Below are 11,677 nucleotides of genomic sequence, written 5' to 3'. Positions count from 1 at the left end.
TTATAATATATAACACTTTTAAAAACTTATTGGGGGTGCAGAGTATGACTTATCCAGTTTTAAAGGGAGCTAGCTACATATTAGTACATACTCCAGACATGATAGTACATAATGGAAGTACTTGTAGTATGGAGAAAATGACTAATCCTAATTCAGAACTATTAAAAGAAGTTGAAAATCACATAAGAAGCTATGAAGAAGTAGTTAATTATTTACCAAATCAGGTATACATAGGAAATATAAAGCCAGAGGAATTAAGAAAACATCAAATGCCTTGGTTTGATAAGAAGATAGAAGGATCAAGAGACGGAAAATTTGGAGAAATAATGCCTCAAGATGAATTTATAGCACTTATGCAAATGTCAGATGCATTTGATTTAGTTAAGTTATCTGAGAACTTTATAAATGAAGTAAAACCTAAAATGGAATCAAATTATGATGTATTTGCTCCGTACTATACAAAATTAAAGGGAGATAGTATAGACGAAATAGCAAAGTTAGTTGATGAACATATAGCAGAGGGACTATACCACAATAAGCAACTGGTAGGTTGTGTAAAAAGAGCCCATGATATAGACATTAACTTAAATGCACATACTATGTTTGAAAATTTAGTAGTAAAAGCATCTGGAGTTTTATCTGCTATGCATCTAGTAAAAAAAGCTGGTGTAGATCCATTAAGTATAGAATATGTAATAGAGTGTTCAGAAGAAGCCTGCGGAGATATCAATCAAAGAGGTGGAGGAAATTTTGCAAAATCTATAGCTGAAATGGTAGGACTAAATAATGCAACAGGCTCAGATACAAGAGGTTTCTGTGCAGCGCCTACTCATGCATTAATACAAGCTGCAGCACTTGTGCAATCAGGAATATATGAAAATGTAATGGTAGTTGCTGGTGGAGCTACAGCTAAATTAGGGATGAATGCAAGGGACCACATTAAGAAAGGTATGCCAGTTCTTGAAGATGTATTAGGGGGATTTGCTGTATTAGTATCTAAAAATGATGGAGTAAATCCTGTAATAAGAACAGATCTAGTAGGAAGACATACTGTTGGTACAGGGTCTTCTCCACAAGCTGTAATGACAGCTTTAATAACAAATGGAATAGATAGAGCTGGACTTAAAATAACTGATGTAGATAAATATTCTGTAGAAATGCAAAATCCAGACATAACTAAACCTGCAGGAGCTGGAGATGTACCTGAAGCTAACTATAAGATGATAGGGGCTTTAGCAGTTAAAAGAGGAGATTTACAAAGGTCTGAATTATCTAATTTTGTTGAGAAACATGGTCTTCCAGGATGGGCCCCTACACAAGGTCATATCCCATCAGGAGTTCCATATGCAGGATTTGCTATAGAAGATTTAACTAGTGGAAAAGATAATAGAGCTATGATAGTAGGAAAAGGAAGTTTATTCTTAGGACGTATGACTAACTTATTTGATGGGGTATCTTTTGTAGTTGAAAGAAATAATGGATTAGCTGAAAATGAAGGTGGAGCATCTAAAGATGAAATAAAGAAAATGATAGCACAAGCAATGAAGAAATTAGCATTAGATATGTTAGAAGAGTAAGGGGTGAGTTGTATGACTAAAAATAATGCTGCAAATAGAGCAATTGCAGATACCTTCTTGGAAATAGCTAATGCCATTGAAAGTGGTGAATTTGGAAAAAAGGTAAGAATCGGATTAACTACTTTGGGGAGTGAACATGGAGTTTCAAATTTAGTAAATGGAGCACATTTAGCTAAATCTTCTCAATTTGACATAGTTTTAATAGGACCAAAGGTAGAAACTGAATTAGAAGTAGTTGAGGTTCAAAACGAAGAAGAAATGCATAAGAAGATGGAAGAGCTATTGGATTCAGGATATCTAGATGCTTGTGTAACGATGCATTACAATTTTCCTATAGGAGTGTCTACGGTAGGTAGAGTTGTAACACCGTCTAGAGGAACTGAAATGATACTTGCAACTACCACAGGAACTTCAGGAACTAACAGAATAGAAGCTATGTTAAAAAACTCTATATATGGAATAATAGCTGCTAAATCTATAGGAATACAAAATCCTAAGGTAGGTATATTAAATGTAGATGGTGCAAGACAAGTTGAAAGAGCACTAAAACAACTAAAAGAAAATGGATATGATATAAGTTTTGCGGAGTCTATAAGAGCAGATGGCGGATGTGTAATGAGAGGAAATGACTTATTAGCAGGCGCTGCTGACGTTATGGTTACAGATACATTAAGTGGTAATATATTTATGAAAGTGTTTTCTTCTTTTAATACAGGTGGAGATTATGAAGCCATGGGATATGGATATGGTCCTGGTATAGGAGAAAATTATAATAGAAATATACTTATATTATCGAGGGCATCGGGTACTCCAGTTGTGGCAAATGCAATTAAATATGCTTATGACATAGTTAAAGGTGATATAACTAGTGTTTCTAAGTTTGAATTTGACAATGCCAAAAAAGCAAAATTAAATGATATTATAAACTCTATAACTAAAAAGGAAAGTAAACAAGCTCAAGATAATGAGGATGTTAGCCCCCCAGAAAAGGAAGTAGTTATATATTCAATATCTGGTATAGATATAATGGACTTAGAAGATGCTGTTAGAGTTTTATGGAAAAATGGAGTATACGCAGAAAGTGGAATGGGATGCACAGGACCTATAGTTTTAGTAAATGAATCTAAATCTGAAATAGCAATTGATATATTAAGAAAAGCTGGATATGCATCTCAAGAAAAAACTGGATGCTAGGTTTTTAAAGGATGCCTTGATTTATAAGGCATCCTAATTTTATGTAAGTGTTAAAGATGAAAGAGTTGTTTTTGAATAGAAAAAATTCGAAAATATATAGCTAAAAATAGTATATTACTGTAAAATATTAATAGAATATTTTGGAAAATAAGAAATGGGGAGGTACATATGAAATTCAAAAAATTATTGTCAGTAGGTTTATCTGCAATTGTAGCAGGTTCTTTATTAGTTGGATGTAGTACTAAAACAGAAGAAAATACTGCTGGTACAGAAGAAACTTTAAAAGTTGCTATGGTTACAGATGTAGGTGGAGTAAATGACCAATCATTTAACCAATCAGCATGGGAAGGATTACAACAAGCCAAAAAAGAATTAGGTGTAGACGTTAAATACTTAGAATCAAGTCAAGATGCAGATTATGCTCCAAATATAGAAACTTTAGTAGATGGAGAAAATGATTTAATAATAGGTGTTGGATACAAAATGGCAGATGCTATACTTGAAGCTGCTGAAAATTATCCAGATCAAAAATTTGCTATAATAGATCATGATTATTCTGCAGAGGGTAAAAAAATACCAGCAAATATAAATTGTATATTGTTTAATGAGCAAGAAGCATCGTACTTAGTTGGATTGATAGCTGGAAAAATGAGTCAAACTAATAATGTTGGATTTATAGGTGGAATGAAATCTCCAGTTATAGAAAGATTCCAATATGGTTATATGGCAGGAGTAGAAGCTGCTAATCCTGAAACACAAGTATCAATACAATATGCAAATTCATTTACAGATGCAGCAAAAGGTAAATCTATAGCTAATCAAATGTATTCTCAAGATTCTGATATAATATTCTCAGCAGCAGGTAACGTAGGAACAGGAGCTATAGAGGCAGCTAAAGAACAAAAAAAATATGCAATAGGTGTTGATAGAGATCAAAATGATTTAGCCCCAGATAGTGTTATAACTTCAGCAATGAAGAGAGTTGATACTGCAGTATATGACACAGTTAAAGATTTAAAAGATGATAATTTTAGTGGCGGTAAATCTAGTATTTATGGATTAAAAGAAAATGGTGTTGGTATAGCTCCAACTACAAATAAAAATGTAGCTCCAGATGTATTAGACTTTGTTAAAGGTGAAGAAGCAAAGATAAAGAGTGGGGAAATAAAGGTTCCTACTAATGAAGAAGAATATAAAAATATGAAATAATAATAAAAAATCCTAGCATATAATGCCAGGATTTTTTTGTTTGCTTTAGAACCAAGATAATACAAATATGAATAAAAAAACATATAATGCAAACCATATATTCGTATATAAAAATTACATATTTGAGGAGGTATCTTAATGAGACTCAAAAAAATATTATCATTGGGGACAGCTTTTGTTTTATCTGCATCTCTAATGGCTGGATGTCAAAATGGTGGAAAAGACAATAAGGGAAATGCAGATGAAAAAGCAGGAGAAATATTAAGAGTAGGTATGGTTACGGACGTTGGTGGAGTAAATGATCAATCATTTAACCAATCTTCTTGGGAGGGACTACAAAGGGCAGAAAAGGAATTAGCTGTAGAGGTTAGATATCTAGAATCAAATCAAGATGCGGATTATGCTCCAAACTTAGAGACTTTAGTAGACGAAGAATACGATTTAATAATAGGTGTTGGATTTAAAATGGCAGAAGCTGTAAAAGAAGCTGCTGAAAATTATCCTGATAATGAATTTGCTATAATTGACTACAATTATGAAGCTGAAGGACAAGAAACACCTGAAAACGTAAATTGCGTAGTATTTAATGAACAAGAAGCATCATATTTAGTTGGATTAATAGCTGGTAAAATGACAAAAACAAACAATGTAGGATTTATAGGAGGAATGGATGTCCCTCTTATACAAAAATTTAGATATGGATATGAATATGGTGTAAAAACTGCAAATCCAAATTCAAAATCACTAGTTCAATTTGCAAACTCATTTACAGATGCAGCAAAAGGCAAATCTATAGCTAACCAAATGTATGGAAATGGAGCCGATGTCATATTTACAGCAGCTGGTAATGTAGGAACAGGAGCTATAGAAGCAGCAAAAGAAACTAATAAATATGCAATAGGCGTAGATAGAGATCAAAATGATTTAGCTCCAAATAATGTTATAACTTCAGCTATGAAGAGAGTTGACGTAGCAGTATATAATGTTGTTAAGGATTTAAAAGAAGGAAACTTCAATGGTGGTAAGGCTACTATATATGGATTGAAAGAAGAGGGTGTTGGACTAGCTCCAACTTCAGATAAAAATGTACCAAAAGATATATTAGATTATGTAAATAAAGAAGCAGATAAAGTTAGAAATGGAGAAGTTAAAGTACCTGGAACAAAAGCAGAATATGATAACGCTAAATAAATAAGATATTAAATAATTAATGGCCTCCTTACAAAAATCTTTACAAGGAGGCCATTAATTATTTATACATTTTTCTTTTTAAACTATATATAAAATTAATCTAATAGATTCCGTGATTACATAGGCTTTATTTTTTATATTTATTGGAAATAATAATTTAGAAATGTAACTTAATAAAATAAATGCAGAAATTTCGACAAGATATTTAAAAATGCAAAAAAATATATTATAATAAATATCTACAAAATTGAATTTAAAATAGGAAAATGTTTTTTTGAAAATGTTAATTTCTAGAATTTTAAATTAAATAGTTTGTTATAGTTATTAAATTTTAGTATAATATAAAATACTCATTATATAGAAGGAGGTAAGGTGATGACTTCGATTAATAGAAATATAGATTACAGTCAAAAGGTTGTTGAAATGAAAAATATAACTAAAAAATTCGGTAATTTCACAGCTAATGATAGTATAGATTTGACTGTGCACAAAGGAGAAGTACATGCCCTTTTAGGAGAAAATGGGGCAGGTAAATCTACTCTTATGAATATATTATATGGCTTATACCAACAAACATCAGGAGAAGTATACATAAAAGGTAAAAAGGTTGAAATAGATAACCCAAATGTAGCTATACAAAATGGTATAGGAATGGTTCATCAACATTTCATGTTAATTCATACATTTACAGTTGCACAAAATATAGTATTAGGTATGGAGCCAACTAAGGGACTGGGAGCCTTAAATATGGATAAGGCAATAGGAGACGTTAGGGATATATCTAAGAGATATGGTCTTCATGTTGATCCAATGGCTAAGGTTGAAGATATATCCGTTGGAATGCAACAGAGAGTTGAAATACTTAAAGCACTTTATAGGGGGGCTGAAATACTTATACTAGATGAGCCCACAGCTGTATTAACTCCACAAGAAATAAACGAATTAATGCAAATAATAAGAAACTTAACAAAAGAAGGAAAATCAGTAATAATTATAACTCATAAGTTAAAAGAAATAAAAGCTGCAGCGGATCACTGTACTATAATAAGAAGAGGTAAATACATAGATACAGTAAACGTAAGTGATACAACAGAAGATGATTTAGCCGCAATGATGGTTGGTAGAGAAGTTACTTTTAAGGTTGCTAAAGAAGAATCAAAACCAGAAGATATAGTATTAAAAATAGAAAACTTAAATGCTATGGACAATAGACAAGTTCCGGCTTTAAGAAATTTCTCTTTAGAAGTAAAAGCAGGAGAAATCTTAGGTATAGCTGGAGTTGATGGAAATGGTCAGTCAGAACTAGTAGAAGTTTTAACTGGGCTTAGAAAAGCTGATAATGGAAGTATAAAGATTAATGGCCAAGAATTAATTAATAAGACTCCTATAGAAATATTCGAAAATGGAGTAAAGAATATACCTGAAGATAGACAAAAAAGAGGATTAATATTAGATTTTACCGTAGAAGAAAATATGGTACTTCAAAATTACAAAAAAGACAGATTTTCTAAAAATGGAACATTAAAAAATGATGCTATAAGAGAACATGCTAACCATCTTATAGAAAGATTTGATGTAAGACCAACTGACTCTAGTTTAAAGGCTAGATCTTTATCTGGGGGTAATCAACAAAAAATAATAATTGCTAGGGAAGTTGACAATATAGAGACGTCGAGAAAAGCTACTAATAAACCTCAACTTCTTATAGCTACTCAACCGACAAGAGGTCTTGATGTTGGAGCTATAGAGTTTGTTCATAAATCACTAATTCAGCAAAGAGATGCTGGAAATGCAGTATTATTGGTTTCGTTTGAACTCGATGAAGTAATGAATGTATCAGATAAAATAGCAGTTATATATGAAGGTCAAATAGTAGGTATAGTAGATGCTAAAGATGCTGATGAAAATACATTAGGATTTATGATGGCAGGAGGTGAAGGCCATGAGTAATAATAGTGGGACTCTAGGTAAAAATAAAAAGTTATTTTTGAGAAATGATACTATAGTTTATTCTTTAATATCTATAATACTAGGATTAATTGTAGGAGCAATAGTACTTGCTATAGCAGGATTTAACCCTATAGAAGCTTATATTGCTATGCTTGATGGTATATTTGGCAGACCTAAGTATATGGCTTGGACTATAATAAGGTCTACTCCTCTTATATTAACGGGTTTATCTATAGCATTTGCATTTAGAACCGGATTATTTAATATAGGAGCAGAAGGTCAGTATATAATAGGCGCATTAGCAGCGGGAGTAGTAGGATATTCTGTATCGCTTCCTTTAATAATCCATATACCTTTAGCTCTTATAGTTGGATGTTTAGCAGGTGCTATATGGGGCGGTTTTGCTGGATGGTTAAAAGCTAGATTTGGAGTTAATGAGGTTATAGCAACAATAATGCTTAACTGGATAGCTTTTTATTATAGTAACTATATAGTAATGAAGCCGTGGTTTAGAAAAGGTGATAGTGAAGCATCTAAAGATATATTGGAAACTGCACAAATAGATATAAATTGGTTAAAAGGATTAGTAGGTCCAGCTACAAAGGTAAACTGGGGTATTGTAATAGCAATAATACTAGTAATAATAATAGCATATATATTATTTAAAACTACATTAGGATTTGAATTAAGAGGTGTTGGTTATAACAAGTTTGGTGCAGAATATGCAGGTATAGATGTAAAAAAATCTATATTTAAATCTATGGCAATAGCAGGTTTGCTTGCCGGAGCTGCAGGAGCAATACAGGTTATGGGTGTCTCTCATAATATAACAGTATTAGCTGCTCCTGAAGGCACTGGATTTGACGGAATAGCCGTTGCTCTTATAGCAAATAGTAATCCAGTGGGGACAATATTCTCAGGATTATTATTTGGAGCCCTTAGATATGGAGGAACTAAAATGCAAACTATAGGAGCTCCTTCAGAAGTAATAAACATAGTTACAGGTTCTATAGTTTACTTTATTGCTATAAGTAGTGCATTAAGAATTGCTTATAATAAATTTAAAAAGAAAAAAACGCAAGGGGGTAATAAATAATGCAAGATTTAGCAATTATACTTAGTACAACCCTTATGTATTCTACACCCCTTATATTTACAGCTTTAGGAGGAATATTCTCTGAAAACTCAGGAATTGTTAATATAGGGCTTGAAGGTATGATGGTTATAGGTGCCTTTGCAGGCGCTGCTGCAGGTTATTTATTTGGAAATCCGTGGTTGGCATTTTTAATAGGTGGATTAGCAGGTGGATTATTTGCTTTAATTCATGCTATAGCTACAATTAGTTTAGATGCAGATCATACTATATCAGGTGTCGCTATAAACTTATTAGCTCCCGGTGTTGCTTTATTTACATCTAAGATGTTATTTGATGGTTCAACTATGACACCAGCTATAGATATAGATCAAAAAATACCAAGACCACTAAATGGTGTATTTCCACAAGGTAGCCCACTAGATACAATTTTTAACACTTACGCTACTGTTTATTTAGCCTTTGCATTCGTAATTTTAGTTTGGTTTATTTTATATAAAACAAAGTTAGGTTTAAGAATAAGAGCTGTTGGAGAACATCCAAGAGCAGCAGATACATTAGGTATAAATGTTACTAAAGTAAGATATTTTGCTGTTATATTATCAGGTGTATTAGCAGGATTTGGCGGTGCTGCTATGAGTCTAGCTATAGTTTCATCATTTAGGCCTACATTAATATCTGGTCAAGGATATATAGCTATGGCAGCTGTTATATTTGGTAAATGGAAACCACAAGGCGCGATGTGGGCATGTTTATTATTTGGATTCTCAACAGGACTTGCAGTTTATCTTGGAAATCCACAATTACCATTCCATATAAATGAAAACCTATTATCTATGACTCCATATATAATAACACTTATAATACTTATAATATTTGTTAAAAATTCTAATTCTCCATCAGCTTTAGGGATACCATATAAAAAAGGTGAGAGATAACAATATAAAAAAAGATGGTAGATTTTATCTATCATCTTTTTTTATACATATAATATATTAATTTTATATGTATAAAAACATGGGATATTTTCCAAAATTAAGATAAGGAAGTGAGATTATGCATTATAGCGATACTCCATTTATTCCTCAAAATAATGTAAGTCTAATGTTAGTAGATAAAAGAATTCCTAAAGATATGGAATACCAATTACAAAACAGAAATATAGATATAATAAAAACTTGTGAATGTAGAGAAACTTATGAAGCTATAAAGTATCATCCAGATATTTGTGTTTGTTATTTAGGAAAAGGAAATATAGTAGTAGCCCCTAATGTATATAATTATTATGTAGAAGCTTTAAAAGAATATAACTTTCATATAATAAAAGGTACAGAATATATTAGAAGTAAATATCCTTATAATATTCAGTATAATGTAGCAATTTTAGGGAAGTATGCAATCCACAATTTCCAGTATACAGAAAAAAATATATTAGATTACATAAATAATAATAAAATGATAAGAATAAATGTAAGGCAAGGATACTCTAAATGCTCTATATGTATAGTAGATGAAAATTCTATAATAACATCAGATGAAGGTATATATTCAGAAGTTATAAAACACGATATTAACTGCTTACTAATAGAAGAAGGTAGTATAGATCTATTTGATATGAACTATGGATTTATAGGAGGTTGTAGTGGTTTAATATCTAAGGATGCTATATGCTTTTCTGGAGATATAACAAAACATCCTAACTATATGGAAATAAAGGAGTTTTTAAGCACAAGAAATAAAAAGATTAAATGTTTAAGTAATAATACTCTATTGGACTTGGGATCTATAATTCCTCTTATGACCAGAAGGGAGTGGTGAATTTTGCCATATAGAGACATACATCTTAGGATATTAAGTGAACACAAAGGTGCTCTTCAAAATTTTATTGAGTCGGGTACATTTAATAAAGATGTTAAGTATGATAATGGTTTTGTGGAAGTAAATGTATATATTGATGAGAATAAGAAAGAGACAACAAAAATAAGAATAGCATCAGAAATAACAAACACACTTATACATATAGTAAAAAAAGAGCTATTAAAAGAAAACATACAAAAAATATATAGTGAAATTTATGATGAAGAAATAGAAGGTATTTATAGACATTCGCTAGATCTTTTTAATAAAAAGGAGACTTTTATAAAAGAAAGTATATTTAATAGGGTATATGATTACATATCTAAAAACAACCATATAAACATAGATGGATTTGTTAAATTTAGGATGAAGGATTTTTTAAATTACATATCTAAGCTTAGTGATAGAGGACTAGAAGAATATTTAATAAAGAAAGATCAAGATGAGTTTATAAATGTACTCAAGTATTTTGTAGAGATGCAAGAAGAAAAAATAGATATACTAAAAGTACATATATTGAAAGATGGATCATTTATATTATGTGATAGAGACGATAATATTTTAGAGAATAAAAATAATGAAGATATAATAAATATGGTTTTAAAAGAAAATTTAAACTATGAAGATTTTTTAATAAGCACATTGCTGACGTTGTGTCCTAAACAAATAGTAATATATGATAACTTGGAAAATAATGTATCCAAGGAGATTGTAGAAACTGTAAAATCCATATTTGGGGATAAGGTCATAATTCAACAAAGAGCATAATGCTCTTTGTTTTTTATTTTTATATTGAAAAAAATTAGTTTAATATATAAAATATATATTATCATCTAAAAGAATTAATCTCAAATAAGGAGATGATAATATGGGAAATATAGCAACTATACTTTTCTTGGCTGTAATAGGAGGGATAATAGGTTGGATAACCAATGTATTGGCTATAAAACTAATATTCAGACCTATAAATCCAATAAGAATACCTATACTGAATATAGAAATATTAGGACTTATACCTAAGAGAAGAGGGGAAATAGCACAAAATATAGGTGAGATAGTACAAAATGAATTAATATCTTTAGATGAAATAGTAGATGAGGTACTAAAAGAAGAAGATAGAGATAGAATAGTTAAGTATATAAAACTTAAAATAAACAATGTCATAAGCGATAAAATGCCTGTATTTATCCCGAGTACATTTAAAGAATTAATACAGGGTTATTTAGATGACATAGTAGAACAAGAAGTAAGTGCTACAGTTACAGATTTAAGTGAAGAATTAGTGCACAGAGCTACGGATAGAGTAAATATACAAAAAATGATAGAAGATAAAATAAATGAGCTCGATTTAGAAAAGCTTGAGGATATGATATTAAGTATAGCTAAACAAGAATTAAAGCATATTGAAGTATTAGGTCTTGTTTTAGGATTTTTAATAGGAATAATTCAAGGATTAATAGCTATGTACATATAAATTATGTATATAAAAATTGTACTTGATTAATAATACTATATATGGTAGTATGTTATTAAAATATTTCGAATAATTTGCTATGAAGAGGAAAAGTAAAATAAACCCAGTTTACAGAGACGATGAGTCACCGGC

10 protein-coding genes and 1 other annotated feature (1 of these 11 running past the window's edge) are annotated in these 11,677 nt (G+C 30.7%); all 10 genes read left to right on the top strand.

Translation table 11 applies throughout. The features are described 5' to 3' along the window. The first annotated feature begins 44 nt into the window (after nt 1–44). A complete protein-coding gene (gene grdC, locus ACUSRV_RS08595) occupies nt 45–1,577 on the top strand; it encodes a glycine/sarcosine/betaine reductase complex component C subunit beta (protein WP_490141530.1) in 1,533 nt (510 codons plus the stop codon). A 12-nt stretch (nt 1,578–1,589) separates the two neighbouring features. Then, entirely contained in the window at nt 1,590–2,771 is a 1,182-nt protein-coding gene (gene grdD, locus ACUSRV_RS08590) for a glycine/sarcosine/betaine reductase complex component C subunit alpha (RefSeq protein ID WP_490141529.1), read from the top strand. 168 nt (nt 2,772–2,939) lie between these two features. Beyond that, entirely contained in the window at nt 2,940–3,980 is a 1,041-nt protein-coding gene (locus ACUSRV_RS08585; protein WP_490141528.1) for a BMP family lipoprotein, read from the top strand. Between the two features lie 138 nt (nt 3,981–4,118). Continuing rightward, nucleotides 4,119–5,171, top strand: a complete 1,053-nt coding sequence (locus tag ACUSRV_RS08580; protein WP_490141527.1) for a BMP family lipoprotein — start codon at nt 4,119–4,121, stop codon at nt 5,169–5,171. A 375-nt stretch (nt 5,172–5,546) separates the two neighbouring features. Next, complete coding sequence (locus ACUSRV_RS08575) at nt 5,547–7,121, top strand: ABC transporter ATP-binding protein (RefSeq protein ID WP_490141526.1); 1,575 nt, start codon at nt 5,547–5,549, stop codon at nt 7,119–7,121. Further along, complete coding sequence (locus ACUSRV_RS08570) at nt 7,114–8,217, top strand: ABC transporter permease (protein WP_490141525.1); 1,104 nt, start codon at nt 7,114–7,116, stop codon at nt 8,215–8,217. Before ACUSRV_RS08575 ends, ACUSRV_RS08570 begins: the two co-directional genes overlap by 8 nt. Beyond that, entirely contained in the window at nt 8,217–9,152 is a 936-nt protein-coding gene (locus ACUSRV_RS08565; protein ID WP_490141524.1) for an ABC transporter permease, read from the top strand. The genes ACUSRV_RS08570 and ACUSRV_RS08565 overlap by 1 nt, the downstream gene beginning before the upstream one ends. A gap of 118 nt (nt 9,153–9,270) precedes the next feature. Beyond that, on the top strand, nt 9,271–10,032 hold the full coding sequence (locus ACUSRV_RS08560) for a DUF6873 family GME fold protein (RefSeq protein WP_490141523.1): 762 nt from the start codon (nt 9,271–9,273) through the stop codon (nt 10,030–10,032). A 3-nt stretch (nt 10,033–10,035) separates the two neighbouring features. Beyond that, complete coding sequence (ytxC, locus tag ACUSRV_RS08555) at nt 10,036–10,839, top strand: sporulation protein YtxC (RefSeq protein WP_490141522.1); 804 nt, start codon at nt 10,036–10,038, stop codon at nt 10,837–10,839. Nucleotides 10,840–10,939: 100 nt separating this feature from the next. After that, the gene (locus ACUSRV_RS08550; RefSeq protein ID WP_490141521.1) at nt 10,940–11,545 is read left to right on the top strand and encodes a DUF445 domain-containing protein; all 606 of its coding nucleotides are present in this window, start codon (nt 10,940–10,942) and stop codon (nt 11,543–11,545) included. A gap of 70 nt (nt 11,546–11,615) precedes the next feature. Beyond that, nucleotides 11,616–11,677, top strand: a binding site (T-box leader) (it continues 150 nt past the right edge of the window).

It is taken from the genome of Sporacetigenium sp. TC11, from assembly GCF_058146105.1.
This window is presented reverse-complemented; position numbering and strand designations above follow the sequence as displayed.

What these genes read in the sequence shown, in the direction of transcription:
- grdC (WP_490141530.1), top strand. Translation starts at nt 45, where the DNA reads ATGACTTATCCAGTTTTAAAGGGAGCTAGCTACATATTAGTACATACT.
- grdD (WP_490141529.1), top strand. Translation starts at nt 1,590, where the DNA reads ATGACTAAAAATAATGCTGCAAATAGAGCAATTGCAGATACCTTCTTG.
- ACUSRV_RS08585 (WP_490141528.1), top strand. Translation starts at nt 2,940, where the DNA reads ATGAAATTCAAAAAATTATTGTCAGTAGGTTTATCTGCAATTGTAGCA.
- ACUSRV_RS08580 (WP_490141527.1), top strand. Translation starts at nt 4,119, where the DNA reads ATGAGACTCAAAAAAATATTATCATTGGGGACAGCTTTTGTTTTATCT.
- ACUSRV_RS08575 (WP_490141526.1), top strand. Translation starts at nt 5,547, where the DNA reads ATGACTTCGATTAATAGAAATATAGATTACAGTCAAAAGGTTGTTGAA.
- ACUSRV_RS08570 (WP_490141525.1), top strand. Translation starts at nt 7,114, where the DNA reads ATGAGTAATAATAGTGGGACTCTAGGTAAAAATAAAAAGTTATTTTTG.
- ACUSRV_RS08565 (WP_490141524.1), top strand. Translation starts at nt 8,217, where the DNA reads ATGCAAGATTTAGCAATTATACTTAGTACAACCCTTATGTATTCTACA.
- ACUSRV_RS08560 (WP_490141523.1), top strand. Translation starts at nt 9,271, where the DNA reads ATGCATTATAGCGATACTCCATTTATTCCTCAAAATAATGTAAGTCTA.
- ACUSRV_RS08550 (WP_490141521.1), top strand. Translation starts at nt 10,940, where the DNA reads ATGGGAAATATAGCAACTATACTTTTCTTGGCTGTAATAGGAGGGATA.